The organism is Brakhagea baltica (assembly GCF_052161605.1).
Classification (GTDB): domain Bacteria; phylum Planctomycetota; class Planctomycetia; order Pirellulales; family Pirellulaceae; genus JBKCUI01.
In genome coordinates, this window is sequence record NZ_CP197409.1 from 4,668,823 (window position 1) to 4,687,174 (window position 18,352).

The 18,352-nt window shown below is 51.9% G+C and carries 10 protein-coding genes; 1 reads left to right on the forward strand and 9 read right to left on the reverse strand.

The window, feature by feature from the left end:
• Positions 1 to 352: 352 nt before the first annotated feature.
• The 6 genes from SH449x_RS17930 to SH449x_RS17955 all read right to left on the reverse strand — a co-directional run bounded on the left by SH449x_RS17930 (position 353) and on the right by SH449x_RS17955 (position 6,990).
• Positions 353 to 1,111 carry a creatininase family protein gene (locus tag SH449x_RS17930; RefSeq protein WP_482377448.1) on the reverse strand — a complete coding sequence of 253 codons (759 nt, stop codon included), beginning with the start codon at positions 1,109 to 1,111 and terminating at the stop codon, positions 353 to 355.
• Positions 1,112 to 1,227: 116 nt separating this feature from the next.
• Positions 1,228 to 2,223: a BPSS1187 family protein gene (locus SH449x_RS17935; protein WP_482377449.1), complete on the reverse strand. Its 996-nt coding sequence runs from the start codon at positions 2,221 to 2,223 to the stop codon at positions 1,228 to 1,230.
• 27 nt (positions 2,224 to 2,250) lie between these two features.
• The gene (locus tag SH449x_RS17940) at positions 2,251 to 3,132 is read right to left on the reverse strand and encodes a DUF4339 domain-containing protein (protein ID WP_482377450.1); all 882 of its coding nucleotides are present in this window, start codon (positions 3,130 to 3,132) and stop codon (positions 2,251 to 2,253) included.
• A gap of 12 nt (positions 3,133 to 3,144) precedes the next feature.
• The gene (locus SH449x_RS17945) at positions 3,145 to 4,131 is read right to left on the reverse strand and encodes a cytochrome c (RefSeq protein WP_482377451.1); all 987 of its coding nucleotides are present in this window, start codon (positions 4,129 to 4,131) and stop codon (positions 3,145 to 3,147) included.
• Between the two features lie 131 nt (positions 4,132 to 4,262).
• Positions 4,263 to 5,516 (reverse strand): pyridoxal phosphate-dependent aminotransferase, encoded by a 1,254-nt coding sequence (locus SH449x_RS17950; protein ID WP_482377452.1) that lies wholly within the window; start codon positions 5,514 to 5,516, stop codon positions 4,263 to 4,265.
• A gap of 280 nt (positions 5,517 to 5,796) precedes the next feature.
• The gene (locus SH449x_RS17955; protein WP_482377453.1) at positions 5,797 to 6,990 is read right to left on the reverse strand and encodes a hypothetical protein; all 1,194 of its coding nucleotides are present in this window, start codon (positions 6,988 to 6,990) and stop codon (positions 5,797 to 5,799) included.
• Positions 6,991 to 7,223: 233 nt separating this feature from the next.
• Here SH449x_RS17955 and SH449x_RS17960 point away from each other — a divergent pair, with 233 nt between their 5' ends.
• A complete protein-coding gene (locus SH449x_RS17960) occupies positions 7,224 to 8,549 on the forward strand; it encodes a PQQ-binding-like beta-propeller repeat protein (protein WP_482377454.1) in 1,326 nt (441 codons plus the stop codon).
• A gap of 154 nt (positions 8,550 to 8,703) precedes the next feature.
• Here the strand turns inward: SH449x_RS17960 and SH449x_RS17965 are convergent, their stop codons facing one another.
• The 3 genes from SH449x_RS17965 to SH449x_RS17975 all read right to left on the reverse strand — a co-directional run bounded on the left by SH449x_RS17965 (position 8,704) and on the right by SH449x_RS17975 (position 18,046).
• On the reverse strand, positions 8,704 to 10,410 hold the full coding sequence (locus SH449x_RS17965) for an ABC1 kinase family protein (RefSeq protein ID WP_482377455.1): 1,707 nt from the start codon (positions 10,408 to 10,410) through the stop codon (positions 8,704 to 8,706).
• A gap of 2 nt (positions 10,411 to 10,412) precedes the next feature.
• Complete coding sequence (locus SH449x_RS17970; RefSeq protein WP_482377456.1) at positions 10,413 to 15,197, reverse strand: outer membrane protein assembly factor BamB family protein; 4,785 nt, start codon at positions 15,195 to 15,197, stop codon at positions 10,413 to 10,415.
• 617 nt (positions 15,198 to 15,814) lie between these two features.
• A complete protein-coding gene (locus tag SH449x_RS17975; protein WP_482377457.1) occupies positions 15,815 to 18,046 on the reverse strand; it encodes an OPT family oligopeptide transporter in 2,232 nt (743 codons plus the stop codon).
• Positions 18,047 to 18,352 lie beyond the last annotated feature (306 nt).

Genomic DNA, 18,352 nt, shown 5'->3' on the forward strand with positions numbered 1-18,352 from the left:
TTTTTCGGGAGCATCAATGCGAAAGTCAGGGCACATTAAGAGATAACGGAGTGCTCATCGCTCACTTGGAGCCAAGTCATGCAGCACAATGCATTGTTTCGGCACTTATTTTCGATCGAAAAGGCCAGGGGGGGGCGCAAAGCGAGGGGAGTGTTATGCGGCGAAGCTGATGGGCGGTGAGGGCGCTGGAGCCTTACCGGAGGGCTAGTGCCCTTTCCGCTGCTATTGGTTCCGCTGCCCGAAGTTAAGTTGGCGGTTTCTTAACTGCCGATTGGCTGTTTTGAGTTCCATAGCCGACTTACAAGCAGGTTAGCTGTTCCAGAGCAAATTGAGATGGCTTATGACTTCACCACTAACCGTCCCAGGACGAACCGTCCCAGGCGATAATTCGCTTTAGCCAACTTGCGACATCCTGGCCGAATGTCTCTAACATGGCTAGACCTTTCTCTTTGCTGGCCAATTGCGGGTGCCCAATATGACCCGGTTCGGTGCGATCTTTTGTTATCCAAGCTCTCGAGCCGGGTCGAAAGGGATTGCCGGGCTCAACTGGCTGTAGATGAGCGAACTCTTTTACCAAACCTGGGTTGATCGCCAACATCATCGATGTCTCCCACTCGCACGCGTGTCCCATATCGCGCTGCACCAATGATTCACAACGTTTCCATGGCTCACTATCCAACGACCAGTAAGTGGTCATCAGCAAAAGCAAATCACTCCGATGTCGGTATCGTTGCCGAAGCTCAAACGTAGCTTGTTTGGCAGGTACATCATTGCCACCATGACCATTGAGAAAGACGATACGTTTGAAACCTGCCGAGATCATATTCTCGGTAATACCGATGAGCATGTCCAAGTAAACGCGAGGAGGTGCAGAGAGTGTTCCACCGAAATCCAGATGATGATCCGAATTACCAAACCACTGCACCGGTGCGACTAGGATTGCGTCACCCAGGATCGCGTGAACTCGACTCACAATCTCCGTTAGCAAAATCGTGTCAGTTGCCACTGGCATGTGGTGGCCATGTTGTTCGATAGCCGCGATCGGAATGACGACCGGTATCTCACGGGATAAGTTTGCAAGGGTCGGCCAAGTTTGTTCAGCAAAGTACATAGTGAATTCGAGTACTACTCAAAAGGAAGGGGACGGGAGAGGTTTGCAGATTCGTGGGACTTGGGTTGCCAATCTAGTTTCGAAACGTCCAGACCCAGTTACGATTAAATCCGTTGTTAATTTGAAATTGGATGATTGAAGAGATAGTCCCACACGGGTTCGTATAGAAAATTTCCGTTTGGGTCTTTGGGGGACGCTTTGCCTGGCTGCACTGCGGAATGGGCTCTACCCGCATCGTTGTTCACGTCAGCAGCCGAAGTTAGACATCGCGAGTTGTTGTACGGAGGTGGGATCGTGCCTACATCCACGATCTCGCCCGATTCGAAAAGACCCAGCAATTCCCAGGAACGGTCGTAGTGATTTCCTGTCCAGCCACCATCTAACACATGGCTGAACCCAAAGTAACGGTTTGCCGCTGTGGCCGAAGGAAGAGATTGCCAATCTTGATCTTGGTCGCGGGGGCCGCATAACATGACAACGCGATCGACGGCCTGATGCTTGGCAAATCGGGCTGCCGTGGTCGAACCGTGCGAGGCCCCCGCTAAAGTCACCTTATCCCAACGAACTTGAGTCTGATCATCATTCAGAAACTGCTCCCACTTACCCTCAGGATTTTCTTTGGCTAGATGAATGAGAAACTGACGAGTTCGCTCCATGACCGAATCCGGTTTGGGAATGTCGATCTCATCGCTAACGTCCTCGCCAATGGCGGCTTCTAAACGCACGTTTCCGCGAGCATAAGGCGTTTTCGGTTGCGGACGACAGAGAATGTTAAACCACTTGTTGGCATAGTGAACTTGAATGGCATGAAGTCCATAGCCATTGAGTCTCGAAAAAAGCTCCTCGTTGTGTGGCATCAACCAAAGTACCAATCGGCCTTGAGTTGGTACACGGGTATCGACTGCCGCGTGCTGAACATCTTGAGGTTTCCCGTCCTTCAAAAAGACAAAGTCGATCTCGGGATGCTCTTTAGTTTGCGGGTCGATTTCGCTGGCTCGCGCCGTAATTTTGAATCGCTGAGGGTGGGAATCCGGATCGGCTCCCGCCGCCTCGCAAACGAAAAGAGCCGTTACCAGCATGAATAAACAAATCAAGCGACAATCGGAGGTCATAATTGGCAACCCGAAAGAACAGGGGGTTTACTTCTGGAGTAATAGCACAGCAACCAAACCTAGAATTAAACAGAAGCAGACGGATATCAGCAGAGTGATGACAATCCATTGATTCCGCTTTTGCTTCTGCCGAGAGCGTATGGGTTTGCCAACACTTTCGATAGAAGCCGTGCCGACCAGTTGTCCCGCGCTCACCATATTGCTCGCGACGGGAGTTAAAGTTGTGTTGCTAGCTGAACCAGCGACCTGTGCTGTTGTTAATCCGGATTCATTAAATAACTCGGCCAGTACCGACCCCGCCGCTGTCCATTGCGTTAATCCATCGAACCAGATTAACGAGTCGGCGGTAACTCGATTCTCCGATATCCACTGGGCGAGCAGTTTTGAATCGGCAGGTCCATACTGCCCGCCGCTCGGGGGTCGAACGTACCATTGCGCTAGAGGATTGGCATCGAAAGCAGCGACCGCCTTGTCCCTTGGCGACGTTTCCTCAATCTTAACGGATTCGACCGGAGACTCTGGCTGAATTGGTTCTTGCGATAGCTTGTCGTCGACCTCTGAAGCGGGTTCTGGTGAGACCGATGCGGTAGTCGCTGTTAACGGGCGATTCTTAACGACAATTTTTTGTTTTGGTTTCGTACTTAGTTCGGATTTCTTAGTCGCAGTCTTGGTTAGGGAGCTCACCATGGCCGAGCGGGCTATGGCCGACTTGGCTTTGGTTTCGATCACTGCGGGGGCCGAGGTGGCTTGCGCGGCGTTGGCCTCCTCGAGGGGAATGGAGAAGTCACAGCTTTCGCGTGGAATCCTAAAAGACCTAGAGCACGCAGGGCACTTGCCTCGTTTGCCTGCTTGAAAGTCCTTCAAATTCAACGGATGATTGCAGTGATGGCACGCGAATCGAATTCCCATGGTTCCCCCGACTTATCGATACGACTCGTGACATTTATTGCAAGACTGATCGATCTTGCCAACAGCGACCCGCGCGCTTTCGGCATCTCCCGCGATGGTCGCAGTCACGACCATACTGGCTGCTTCGGTCATAGATTGAGAAAGCTCAATGTAGGTTTCATCATCGGAGTCACTCATCCCCTGTTGCTGTAGGACCAGACCATAAGCTGCGACTAGCTCGGCGTACTTTTTGACCTCTTCTTTGGACTGCTGGAACTCTTTCTCGCTCGCTGTAAGTTTGGAGAGGTTCTCACGAAGAGCCCATTCCAAGATCTTCATAGCAGGTGTTCGATCTGATGTTTCATCCCAACTGATCGCCTCCGCTTGTCCGGATAGTTTGCTCCCTTTGAGAAGTTCGTTCAGATCTTGAGTTCGCAACTTGGCTTCGTTGAATACTGGTTGGGTACCAACTTTGCAGTTGGATGCCATGCGAGCGAAGATCATTCGGCCGTAGGGAGCTGAGTGTTTCCAGCGTATGTCTTCCGGGTACTCTTGGATGATAGCCATCAACGTGGCCAGCAACGTGAACTCCTTTCTCGCTTCGATTACTCCCCCCGCAGCGAATTTGGCCGGTGTCGTGACCAAGCCGTCGATTCGAAGCCTGGCTTCCTTGATCAAATCCTCGATCGAAGAACCCGATATGAGGGACTTCCATGAACTATTTGACGACTCAGGGGCATTCTCAACGTCTGACTTGGCAGTTGCGGAGTTGGCCATGGCGTTCGAACCGAGCTTTCCAGATGCTTGGCTCCCAGGAGTGGGGCGATCTCCTTGGAGTTGCGCCAAAGCGTCGGCGAAGAAGACCCCGTCATAATCGGCAGGCTTGAATTTTGGGGGGGCCGCCCGATTGGGGCGTTTGATCGGTTTCTGAGAATAGCCGAACTCAGCCCATGTGACTGTGCTAAAGAGAGCGACTGAGCTAAGTATCGGGACCAAGCTAGCGAGGTAAATACGTTTCATAGGATGCCCAGTAGTGACGTTCGACTGCTTCTGATTTTAGTCACATTTGTGTCGAACGTCACCCTGTTTGACTGGCCAGCAGGGTAAAACCGCGGACCATACGCCCTATTTTGCAAGCTATTCGGTCGCAATCAGGATTTGAGGATTTCTTGGACTGCCTCGATTAGCCTGGTCGTCTGCGAAGAGGTTGCGACGGAAATACGGAGGCAATTTGGTCGATCCCAACGCATTCCTGAAGCAATGAGTATCCCACGCTGGGCCAATTGCTCGACCAGCGACGTGAGCTCCGTCTTGCTTTCGGCCCAAATGCATGCAGCATCGCATCGGGCAACGTTAAATCCAAACTCTTTCAGACACTCTGTGATTCTGGTGCGAGATTCGCGAGCCATTTTGCGAGATTGTTCTTGAAAGTCTTCGTCATCCAGCGAGGCGATAGCAGCTGCTAGGCCGCATTGATTCATGCTGAACGAACCGACTCGAAAGTTCTGCATTTGTTCGATGGTTGCCTGAGGGCCGACAGCATAGCCGATTCGCAAGCCTGCAAGTCCATGGATTTTTGAGAAGGTTCGCAGCACAATGATGTTATCGCGCTCGAGGGCCAAAGGAATGGCTGACTCTGACTCAGGCTTATCGAGAAAGTCAATGTAGGCTTCGTCGACCACAGCCAGTATGTTATCTGGAACGCGTTTGAGAAAATCGTACAAGTCGCTTTTACGAGACGCTGTGCCGGTGGGGTTATTGGGATTGTTGATGACGACTACTTTAGTAGTATTGTCGATCGCTTGGTACAAGCCTTCTAAATCGTTGCCGCCGTCGGACAAGAGGGGAACGCGTTTGATAAAGGCTTGCGAGTTTGGCCGCTTGAGGGCAAAGGCTCCTAAAGCTTGATAGCTCGGGTCAGCTTCGACTATCGATCCACCGTCTTGAGTGAACGCGTGAGCGATGGCGAAGAGCAACTCGGTCGATCCTCCAGCGAGCGTCACCCCATGTGACTCTTGGATGGGGATCACCCGAGACGACAGACCAGAAGATTCGGTCATCAGTGGCATGTTGTGCTTAAGTCGCAATCGGTTGGCAAGTTTCGTTGCCACATCGAATGGATAGTACTGCGCGCGCGAAACGGCATCGATGGCAGCAGCGCGAGCTTTGGGGGAGCAGCCCAACGGGTTCTCGTTTAGAAGGATACGAATGGGTAGAGATTCCGATGCTGCATCAGAAATGCCCGTCTCCGCTGAGCCCTCAGCCGACGAGTGGGGAATGCATTCCGCTTCCCAACCAGCGAACGAGTGGTTGTTTAGTGCGCGTGCTGTGACAAAAGTCGAAACAGCACCACCCGCAAAGGCACCGAGCATGCGTCGCCGACTGACGCGAGGATCGTTCATCATTTGAGCTCCTTAAGACTGGATTTGTAGACGCTTCCGATTCATCCCTCTACCTACGGATATTCTTGCAGTCTTGGAGGCTCCTGTCGACAAAAACCTGAAAAATATTACAAGTCGCCAGCCTCTTTCCCATTTTCTCGGGGTGGCCTGGTGAAAAGGTGGCAACCCATTGGGGCTGAGTGGAGGTGGCACATCCTAAAGAACGAAGGGTGTGGAGCGCCAACACGCCTTTCGTTCCTCAGAGCGTGCCACCCAGCCCGCTAGTTTTGCGTCAACTACAGAACTAAGAACGAAAACGTCGGAATCCATACCAGGTACCAAGTCCCAATAGGACGGTCGGAATACTTAAAAGTAGGCTTAGGAAAATGTTTCGTTTGAAGATCTGACGGCGTTCGAAAACGGTTGGGACGGATTCATCGGAAAGACTTGGTGCGGAACGGGAAGTATACCCCTCCCAGAAGTTTGGGGCCGTATCGGGATGAAGCCCAGTTTCCAATCGCCTTATCATGAACTCGGTGCGCTCCCTTTGCCAAAGGTCCGCTTCGGCTCGCAGTCTTTGATACTCTGGGTCGAGCAAAAATTCAGCACCGACAAAGTCCGGTCTATACAGCAAATCTTTTAGTTGCCTACCCGCTGGTGCTCCTGGCACCAGGGAACCACGACCCATTTCGATCAATTCGCTGCACCTAAGCCAGGCAAAGTAAGCCAACGAATTCCTACCACCAGTACGATTTGGAGCGAAGCCTTTCGAGTGAACTTGTAAAACCAGGTTGAGGGCATAGAACACGTCGACACTTTCCCAGGCATTTCCCAGCACAACAAGCCCCATTAGTCCATTCATTGCTTCATCTACGTCTTCTGGATCCGGAAAACTTGTATCGTATATACCTGGAGGCCAATCAACGAAGCTCGGTAAAGTGTTGTAAGGTTCCATCTGCGGTGGATCCAAAATCCATCTCATGGCCCGGAGTTGATATTTTTCTCGTCCAAAGTGAGCATCTGGGTTTAGCTCGATAGCCTTCTCTATCTCGAGACATGCTCTCTCCACAGGTCCCATGCTCGAGCGGTCTGCCCCATTGGATATCCATTGGTGGATTATGAATGTCCCAAGATTGGCGTGATAGCGATAGTCGTGGTCCGCAATATCCAATTGCATCGCTCGCATTCGGTCTAGCCTCAAACGCTTTCGAGCCATCCATTCTATTGCCGCATCGTGTTGACCAAGCCGATCACAAGCAACAGCGGCATCATCATATGCATTTAGGTCATCCGACTCGCTATCGATTTGGGACTGAATGCGGGTAAGACGCATTTCGTAGTAAAGTGCTGGGTTCCGTTCGAATCGGCCCGTCAAAATTGCAACCAACTCTGGTAACCCGCGTGCTTCAGTCGCTAGCGTATCCCTGTCCCAAAGGCATGCAATAACACTCAACGGCATTCCAAAAACCAGAAAGAAAGCGATCAAGTTGCGAAGCATTAGTTGATTCCTCCCGGCAAACGGTGTGTTGACTGGCTACGAATTCTACCCGACAATTGAGGACTAAGTGGTGGTAGGGGTAATCTCGGTCAAGAATCCGATTAACGAAAACTTTACCATTCTCGCATTCATAATTGGGATAAGATTGGTAACTATCGCACAGACCATTCGGTCCTTCCCTGATTGTTTCTCAGACGATTCTTCAACACGTTAAAATACCTTGGTGGATTGAAATGCTTTCTAGATACTTTGGCGGCTTGGCTCTCAGTCTATCTTTCGGTTCTGCATTGTTGGCTGAGGATTGGCCTCAATGGATGGGACCTAATCGGGATGGCCAGTGGACAGAGACTGGGATCATCGACGCTATTCCCGAGTCTGGCCTGCCGGTTCTGTGGCGCACTCCTGTTGGTGGGGGCTATTCCGGGCCTGCTGTCTCGCAAGGTCGAGTTCTTGTTACTGATTACCAAGCGGTTAAGCCTGAAGTGAATAATGATCCTAGCACTCGGGATTCTCGTGAAGGCAAGGAACGAATCTTATGCCTCGATTTCAAAACAGGTGCAGAGCTTTGGAAGGTTGAGTACCAACGACCTTATAGCGTGTCCTACGCGGCTGGTCCTCGTGCAACACCGACCGTCGACGGGGATTTGGTCTTCTGCTTGGGCGCGGAAGGAGACTTGCTCTGCCTGAAACTAGAGTCCGGCGAAGAAGTCTGGAAAATGAATCTTAACGAAGTCTATCAAGCTCAGACTCCGATATGGGGGCATTCGGCGCACCCATTGGTTCATGGTGATTTGTTGTATTGCTTGGCCGGTGGCAAGGATAGCTTGGTCGTAGCACTGGATAAACGCACGGGCAAAGAAATTTGGGGGGCTTTGAACGCCAGCGAAATCGGTTATTGCCCTCCCTCGGTCGCGACGATTAACGGGGTTGAGCAACTCGTTGTCTGGACTCCAGATGCTGTCGTAGGTTTGGATTTGAAGTCGGGAAAGTCTAACTGGACTTATCCTCTTTCGCCCAAGTATGCGATGTCGATTGCTGCCCCTAGATTCCAAGGTAGAAAGTTCTTCGCGAGTGGAATTGGTGAGGTCGCAGCGATGGTCGAATTTACCGAAACGGGCAAACCGGAGAAGACACTTTGGTCAGGCGGTGATATCAAGAAGGGGCTTTACAGTGGCAACGCGACGCCCCTGTGGCTCGGGGATGTTATCTACGGGGCTGATTGCGGAAGCGGTCAATTCATTGCAGTCGATGCAAAGACCGGCAAACGCCTTTGGGAAACCTACAAGCTGACGGCGGGCGGGGAACGACGGGCCTCGCACGGTACTGCGTTTCTGGTGCAGAACGATTGGCGTTCGTTTATCTTTGCGGAAACGGGCGATCTGATTCTTGCCAAGCTTTCCAAAGATGGTTTCGAAGAGAAAGGACGCATGAAAGTTCTCGAGCCCACCGGTGAATGCTTTGGACGGGATGTGGTTTGGTCTCATCCCGCATTCGCTAATCGTTGTGTCGTAGTTCGAAACGATAAGGAAATCGTGTGTGTGAGTCTGGCTGCGGAATAGAGAACGGGATTAGCTAAAACGAGTGGCAGATGAAAAACTTTACGCAAATTCAGGACACCAACTGTCGAAAGATGTGTGTCGAAAAATACATGCAGTATCTTTCGACATACATTTTTCGACAGTCTCCAAGCCAGGTGCATTTGTTTTCAATCGGTCAATCAAAGTGATCGTCGGCCGTCGTATCGAGATGGCCCGATTTGTTGATCGCCAGCAGAATTCGAACGGCTACGAGCAAAGAGGTTAGGAACCCCGCCAACCCCAGGATCGATAAATCTTGCAACCCAAACGGTCCACCTTTCGTAAATAGAAGAGGTGGAACTTTAGATGCCATTAATATGGACGATCCGAGCAACAGCGAGCTGGTCAATAGCCCCAGTACAAGTCGGTTGATTGACGGGCTCAATCCACGATGCGAGAGGTGCACGTCCAAACGCCCCTCTTGGATGAGTTCCATGAGTGAACTGATTTGCGATGGCATCCGCTCGACTAACCCCTCTAGCTCAACATATAACCGGCGGATGCGCCGAAGCTGACGGCGAGGTGAAAATCGACCTCGTCTCAATTGCATAACAGCCGGTTGGACAGCTTCTAGAATACTGAATCCGGGGGATAGCTCTCTAATGGTTCCCTGTAGTGTAACCAAAGTCTTGATGAGCAGCCCCATCTGGCTTGGAAGTGTGATACGATGCCGGTGGAGAATATCGGTGGCATCATTGAGTGCCATCGCTAGATCGATCGATTCAATCGGCTGGCTGGAATAAGTCGCAATCAAATCTGCAACATCGTTGGAAAGCATGGCTTCGTCGATAGCTGGTGGAATCTTGCCCGCACGCTTGATCAGCGATGTTAACAGTGCGGAATCCTGGCAATAGACGGCGAAAAGCATTTCCTCGATGGCTTGTCGCAGCGTATCATCGATCCGGCCCACCATGCCAAAGTCTAACAAGCCTATCGAGCCATCTTTCTGGATGAGAATATTACCGGGATGGGGGTCGGCATGATACAGCCCGCGAACGAAGATCATGTCCACATAAAGCGATGCGATGCGCTTCGCCACGTCTCGGCGCTCTTCGTCCGAGTGCTCTGCATGCAAACTAAGCGAATGTATGGAATCTCCCTCGAGCTTTTCCATGGTCAGCATGCGCGAAGTAGAAAATGCAGGATAGGTGATTGGAATGCGAAGCTTTTCGGATTCCATCAATAGTCGATGAAAGACCTGCAGATTGGAAATTTCTCGGGAGAAGCTCAGTTCGCGGCGTAACGTTCTCGAAAGTTGCTCGATCAACGACTTGGGCTGCCAGGCCGCTAGCTCGGGAATTCGATCGGCCATGACCGCCAAGCCGTGCAGCACCTCCAGGTCCTCGTTTACCTTGGCCTGAATATTGACGTGCTGTACCTTGACGACTACCTGGGTGCCATCCAACAGGGTGGCATCGTGGACTTGACCTATCGAAGCTGACGCGACCGGTATCTCGGCAAAGTGAGTGAAGACTTCGCGCATGGGGCGTTTGAGTTCACGCTCCACGACCTCTAGAACCTCGGCGTAAGTATCGGGAGGAACCTGTGTTTGTAGACTTTGCAGCTCCTTTGCCAGTTCCGAACCGACTAGGTCGGGCCTCAGCGACAGCACTTGACCGAGCTTGATAAACGTCGGGCCAAGATCGGTTAGAGCCATGCGAATGCGAGCTTCGCGACTATAACTGGAGAGTGGCGTGCCGGCGTCGTCCTTGATCCAATCTCTAATAAAGTCCACGCGCAAACGGCTAAGCCAATCCGCTAAACCGTATCGCCGGAGTATTACGATAATTTCCTGCCAACGTCTTAGGTTGCGATAGTAACGCGGCAAAGAACTGATTCGCATAGTTATTTAAAAGCCCGCGGTGGAGGCGGAAGGATAGCAGGATTTAAGTTCGCATCGGTGCGCATCGCATCGAACTTTTCCTTGATACGGTTTCGATATTCTTCTGGATTGAGGGTTCCTACCGCGATAGGCTGATCCCGAACAGCCTCTTCATCGGTCCAGCGCAGACTGAATTGTGTGGCTGCGAACTCGATCAGCATTCTCGATTCATTTGCAAAGATAGTTTGGGTAAACGTGGAGGTGCGAGCGCATTCGTTGTCGTGTGACATATGCAGTAAATCGCCGGTCCGCAAATCGAGGATCGCCAACGAAGCCATAGACGCGAACGAGTTGTTATTGATTCTGGGCAAATCGATCCGCCGTGTGAATACGAGCGCAGGACTTTCGTCTCGACTCTGCAGGAGTGGAAAAGAGTAGTTCACCACCGGAACTGGTTTCTTCCAGGCCAAGGATCCGTCAGTTGCCGATATGGCGAAGACAGGTCCACTGACGGGTGCGAACGAATCTTCTAGCAAGCTTGGGAAGATCTGTAGCTCCGGGATCTTGATGTTGGAGTTGTAGGGGAGCACGATGACTTTGTCTCGGAATCGAGCGATTGCAAGCCGCTTCTCGACACGATCGGTTTGGGTCGGCTCCAATGCGGAACGGTCGTACTCTATCCTGCCAGAATACTCTTTCTGGTCTGACACATTCCAATAGTAGTACTGCCCTGCGTTATCCAATGCGATTAGCCCTACTGCCGCGTCGGCCCCTATAGTCACGTCCGCAGAAAAGGTTCTCTCGAGAAGCACCTTGGTTTCCGACAAGTCAACCATCCGCGCTAAGCCACTTTGCGAATCACCAAAGAATGCATAGCGACCCAGTGGGAAAAATTCGTTAGTCGATTGTTTAAAGGGTGTGGATCGGAGCTCTCGTCCATCTCGCAGATCATACTCTTTGATTTCGCGGCCTGGACGAACCGCATAAACGATGTTTCCGTGAACAGAGAAGAAATTCCCCGCCATACCGGTTCTGCTCCAGAGCACTTTCTTGCTGTTGAGATCGAGCAATTCTAGTTTCTCATTTTCGAAGACCAACACGCCTCGGCGACTAACCGAAAGAACTCCAAAACCTCGTTCGGAAACGCGGGCTCCCCAAAAGGAAAGGAAATCCCCACGCGTCGTTCTACCACCCCTTACTTGCGGAGGTGGAGTGTAGGACGTGTGCCATAACTCCGATAGCTCGGAGAAAGAGGCGTTTTCGTCAAGCCCGTTGAGTACAACCAAGGTGCGATTGCTTTCGAGAATCAGGCGTCCATCGACTGCGTAAACGGTCGGAGAGGTCCGATCCCAATCGATGCTGGAAACTTTCATCTTCCAACCTAGGCGTGAATCGGGATTAAACATCGAGAGATCTTTGGAGGCATCGCCCCATCGCAAGTCCCAGCCTCTCAAAGCATCCCCGATGACTCTCGCCACGTTGGCTTGTGACGGGCTAGGTCTGAACAAGGTGTTTTGGTAGGTCACCTGTTCACTTCGCAGAGTCTCAACGACGACTTTCCCCTTGGGCCATTTGGGTTGCTCGGTAGCAGTAGCGAAAATGCCATCTGCGTTAAACTCTGAAAACCCACGAGGTATGAATCGCTGCGACTGAAGCATGGTCTCTTTCCAGGTTATCAGCTCCTTGCGGGCATCATCCCCTTGAGATTCGATCAACTGAAAAGCCAATCGTTCACGAGAAGTGGCGACATAGATCTTGGCCAGCAACATTCGTCCAACGGTATCGTCCACAAGACAGTCCGATAGCGAATCGGCGGTTTCTCTTTCGAGAAGCAAAGTCTCGGCATCCAAATATCGACGTTCAACGATCAGCTCTTCAGCAAAGCGATGACGCATAGGTACCGTGCCTGGAACACCACGAAGCAACGCGAGCCGCTTTCGCAAAGAAATGGGAGACAAATACTCAAGACTTTCGAGCTGCTTTGTAATTGCCGACTCAAGATTAGGGTATTGGGAAAGATCACCCAACTGCTCCACCGTTTTTTCGATCTTGGTCGCCAGCCATTGTTCTGGCTGCAACGAAACACCGGGCTGGCTCCGAACCAATTCCGAATCACCCAGCAGGTCGGTTTGTCGATTGGACAACAGCTCGACCATCTCTAATGCTTTTAATAGGACCTCGTCGTAACGGCCTCTGGCTTCCAGGGACTCGATCAACCGACTGATATAGTTTATGTCGTCACTCATGGCGATCGAGAACTGGGAAACCCGCCCAATGAATTTGTCAAAATCCATTTCCAAGGCTAACGACGAAGCCTTTTTCAATTGCAACCAACTGGTGGGATCCGTTGGGTCAACGTTGTATGCCTTCTCCAGTATGTCGAGTGCATCCTCAACTCGGTTATCCGAAAGAGCCATCTCTCCTTGCTTGACCAAAGATTCGATGGAGACCGATTCCATGGCTAGTTCCGTCTTTAGTGACTCGCTTACAATCGATTTAATCGGGTAAGCGGTTAGCTGAAACGGGGACATCGAAAGAATACGATCTGTAGCAAATAGAAGATTGCCGAGCGGTTCGTCGTGAGTTGTCGTGTTCGTGATGCGACCATTCGTTACATCAATTTCGAGGATCTGCTGCTTTGAGGTGGGTAGGTAATAGAACTGATCTCGCCTTAGTCCACGCCCCACGACCTGTGCATCATTCCCTAACTGGGAGATGTTCCAAAGCATCTTGCCACTTCGCAGATCGAGCCCGACGACAGAGTTTTGACAAACACAGAGAATTGTCTCGCCCGAAATACCACCAACGTAGCGGAAGGTGCCAAGCTCAGATTGAGCGATTTGCCAGAGGACTTTGCCGTTTATCACCGAAACCGCGAAAAGCTCGGAGCTATCGACTGGCGCGTATACTGCGACTCCTTTGGAGATGACTGGAGCCAGATCGGCAGATCGAGAATCAAATGCGGAATAGTCTCCCAATTGCGTGACGCCAAACGCGCTCGCTTGTGCAAGGGAATAGGAATCGCGCACGTCGTATTTGAACGCCCAGGCTAACGTCTTGCTTTGTCGATCAAACGCGACCAGATGGCCAGAAATGGTAGGGCATAGAACTATGTTGCCCTCTATAGACGGCATAGCTCCAATGCTGCGAAGCAACGCGTCATCCGTGATCGGGCCTGACAGGTTGGCTACCAATGGTTGACTCCATGCTAATTTCCCAGAAGCAGGATTCAGTGCGAAAAGAAACACCTCACCATTCTGTTCCCCCAGGATAAACAACTCGCGATCCGAAGGCTGCGGAGCTCCCAAAAAGTAAGTGTTCGCTAACTGCGGTTCGATCGGGCTCACCGAACCACCGACTTCCCAGAGAATTTTTCCTTGCTCGGCCACACTCCAGCATTGCAGCACATTGTTGGGCTGCTCCATTCCAGGTCGCATGATTCGGTTTGTTTGACCAATGGCGAATCGCTCGGCGACGTCAATGCTAGGGCGTTCGCAAAGTCCGAACACACGCTTGCCGTCGCTGGACAACTGTCCGTAAACGGATTCACCCCAGACGCGTTTGATTAGATAATCTGGTGCCGCCGATTCTTCCATATTCCTCCCTCGCGAAGTCAGGAAGCGATCGGGTGAGAAACTGATCGGCATTCCCGTATACGCGCACTCCCACAAGAACATTCCAGTGGGTATGTCGAAAGCGAGGATGCGATGGTCGTAAGTTGGAAAGATAACCACCCGTCCGACATGGATGGGAACGCGAGATGGGATGAGGAATGCATCGCGATCGTTTCGATCCAATTGTGCCTTAACCGTCGATCCCAACGCTCGAATACGGAATGTTGATTCATGAACCTCGGCATGCCAAGATCGGGTGGTTAACACCTTGCCAGCTAGCGTGTTCGCATTGCGTCGACTGTTGCCCCCAAAGGTAAGGGGCTGACTGATGATGCGATCTTGATAAGCAGGCTGCCCCTCGGTGAGTTGATCTAGCAGTGTACTGGTGTCAGTGCTGCTGTTCCATTCCAGCTCTTTACCGTTCCATGAGACCTTTGTTGATGGAGTGCTTCCCCGAAGTAATTCTAACACCTCGACCGCATTGGTCCGATCCCCTATCGAAGCTAGGTTCGTAGCCGCAGCAAAGGCGACTCGTGGCCCTAAACTTTCCACTGCTTTGGATTGCGAAAAGAGTCGCAGATATAGCGTCGCCGCACGACTCGCGTCACCGAGTCGTACCGCCCGTTCAGCGAGCAGCAACGCCGCGTCACGACCTACGGGGAGGAAACTGAACTTGGTCGCTAATTCGGACAGCGTGGCCCAATCGGAGCTTTCGGTTGCTTCTTTAAAGCGAGCTTCGGCCTCCAAGCCATACTTGATTTCGAGAAGCTTAAACGCATCCTGAGGTAGCCGATCGATCAAGCTGTAGACTCGCTGGAACAGAGAACCTTTGACCATACTTCCACTACCCCGCTTGTTCGGAGACAAGAAGAAGTCGTAGCCGAGATCGTCTGAGTTCTCCGTTTCGAGGCCCAGAAGGCTTCCGAGTGCCACGATGGCTGCGTTCCACTGTTCATTCTCGATCGCATTCTCGGCATCTTGCAGAATGGACATGACTTCGCGGGCCGGTCGAGTCAAATCGGATTCTCGCTTCGTGCGTTGCCTACCCATCAATTGGGCGTGGCATATCTCTGGCAGAATCGAGAACACAATCAGAATGATAGCGATTCCCTTAAAGACTCCGAGCCTGGTTGCCCGGTGTTGCGGAGTGCAGTGCACGGAATCGAGCGAAGTCGGAATTGGGTTGTGTGTCATCGCATCCATTGCTCATTGAGGACTCAAAACTAACGCGGTAGGCTTCGAACCAAACTCGAGACCTATCATCAGTGTATCTTGAACTCCCAGGAAACTAAACACGCTCCGGTCGCCAAAACGCGGGGAATTGCAACGGTAATCGACGGAGGCCTGACAGGATAGCTTCTCCAGAATTCGCAACAAATCAGTCAAGCTCCGAAAAACAAGCCGAAATCTCTACAGTCTCAGTTCGGTCAAAACGGCGACGACAAACCCGCCCGCCACAAAAATGGCAGACGTCTTTTTGGAATAGGAGCCGGCGGTCTCCAGGGCAAAGGGCCTCGTTGCCTCGTCCACTACAACAGCCGGGCCTCGTTGCCTCGTCCACTACAACAGCCGGGCCTCGTGGCCTTGTCCACTACCGAGCCTACCCGAACTAATCGGGAGGTAGAATGGGATTGCCACTCGCCTTAGGACGTCTGAAACGATGGCAAGCAGAACCAACAAAACCATCAGACCAAAATTCAACACCAGATAGGACCTCAAATTGCTTTGATTTCGGTACTCCTGGTTTTGACAGGCCTCAATATCGTGGGGGCTGGTTGTGGTGCTCATTGTGCTTTTTTCCTCGGGGGCAGTTAGCTGGAGCGATCGTGCTTGGTTTTCCAAGCTCCAACGATTGCGAGACAGAGAGTCAAAATCAAGAACGTCCCGAATGCCAGGATATCTTTGTTGGGCAAGTAACCTGCTAGACCACTCCCCCTCGCCTCGAACCATTGGGTAATGGCTGGACTAAAATTCATCAACGAAATCAGAACCGCAGCGATCGCCCCGCCAGCGATATAACCGGAACTGAGTAGAACAGCCGGGCTGGAATCGTCTTCTCCTTGTGATCTTCCTTTCCATTTGTCGGCCAAGTACCTCACCATGCCTCCCACGAAAATAGGAGTCGATGCTGAGAGTGGTAGATAGACACCGACCGCAAACGGTAAACTCGCGACACCACTTAGCTCGAGTGTCACTGCGATTAGAACCCCCAGCATTACCAAGCCCCACGGCAGTCGTCGGTCCAAAATCCCGTCGATGATCAGTTGCATGAGCACGGTCTTTGGTGCCTCATATCGAGTGGTTGGGTTGCCTGCATCATCACTCTTCAATACTCCGTTTATCGCGGGATCAACCAGGTAGACAGGTTTGCCATCGGCATCGATGAGATATTTCCCAGGCGGCAGCTCCCGATCGGTTTCCGCTCGGCCCAAGATCAAAACGGAGTAATCGTTGGTATCATCCGAGTAAGGCCCCGAATTGACGCGTCCCTTGGGAAGCCCGTCGGTATCGACCACTACGGAGGCATAGGGTGATACCGCGTTCTTACTATAGGTAGTATTGGCTTCGTTCATCGCTAGAAGGACTAGGCCGACAAAAAATGCGCATGTGAGTGCACCGATAAGAATGGCGATCTGCTGTGAACGAGGCGTTGCACCGACCAGATGCCCAACCTTGAGGGCTTGAGCTGTACTACCTCCGTTCGAGCACGCGATACAGACGACACCCGCCACCGTCAATGCTGTGAGTTTGATCTCTTTGTTGATGGTCACGAGCCCAAAGGAATCGAGTAGCAGCAATATCAAGCATGTGAGCAAAAGGGTCGCAACCGTCATGCCTGAGATAGGGCTGGAGGTTGAGCCGATTTCTCCGGTGATCCGTGCCGCAACAGTTACGAAAAGAAAGGCAAAGACCATAATCATCAGGGCTGCAACGAAGCCTGTGAATCCGAACCCCAATCCGAGTTGAGGAACGGCCATAAGACTGAGTACCAGCACGATGCTGCCGCCGAAGACGATCGGTAACGGTATATCCTTTTCTGTACGTAACCCGGTTGTGCCAGCGACTTTGGCCCGGTTCAAGTCACGCAGGCTCGAGAACAATGCGGCCAAGATTACCGGCATGGCTTGTATCATGCTGATGATTCCCCCGGCGGCTACCGCACCTGCACCGATGTAGAGTATGTAGTTGTTCCTAATGTCATCGTCATCCATGTCGCTTATGAGCATGGTCGCAGGCTCGAGAGGTTGCGCGAGCCCCTCGCCAAAGTAGACGATCATCGGTGCTATGACGAGGTACGCCAGAACACCGCCCGCAACCATGATGGATGAGATCTTGGGACCAATAATGTAGCCGACGCCGAGAAGAGTGGGGCTAGCCTCTAGCCCGAGGCTAGCACCTTTTAGCCCGACCGCTTTACCGGCTGCGTTTACCGTATGGAGAGCGAGAGAGACTGCGTCAGACCAAAGCTTGAGGCCACCCATGAGCAGTTGGTAAGCGAAGCTGAGTGCGAACCCAGCAAAGATCATGATGGCATTGCCGCCACCTTTCTCGCCAGCCACCAATACTTCGGCGCAAGCCTTACCTTCTGGGAAGATGAGCTTGCCATGTTGCTTGACCATGAACGCTTGTCGGAGAGGGATCATGAGAAGAATCCCGAGCAACCCGCCAAAGACACTAATGGTCATGACTCGGACAACATCGATTTCGAAGCCCAGCAGCAACAAGGCGGGCATGATCATCCCGACGGCAAACGCCAGCGATTCACCAGCGGAGCCCGCTGTTTGGACGATATTGTGTTCGAGAATGGTAGATTTTCGTCCTCCCGTCAGCCTGCTCAAGATTCGGAAGAACGTGAGTGCTAAGACCGCGACCGGGATCGAGGCGGAGACGGTTAGCCCCACCTTGATGACCAAATACATCGACGAAGCCCCAAAGATAATCCCTAAGAGAGAGCCCATGACCAGCGGCCCCCATGTAAACTCGGGAACGTTCGAATCCTCGGGAATAAACGGCTGAAAGTCGTTCTTGGTAGTATCGGCCATCAGTACCTTGAAGTGGCTAATGAGGAAAAATCAGAATAGAACCCAAAGGGTTGCCGGGGGTGAGAAAGCTGGAGAGAGGAAAGCTTTCGCAAGAGTGCAACTCCGCGGAATTATACAACTTGGTGCGAGCGGTTGGGAGCAGGTTAGTTAGAATAGCGATCGCCGGATGGCGGAATCGGATAATTTCCCAACGGGAATGATACCGGGAGGGTTGCGACTGGCTGCAAAATAAACTAGACAAATCCAAGTTCGAGTTGGCGATCGCTGATGAACAGTGGTCGCGAAGTATTTTTCCTATTGTGATGA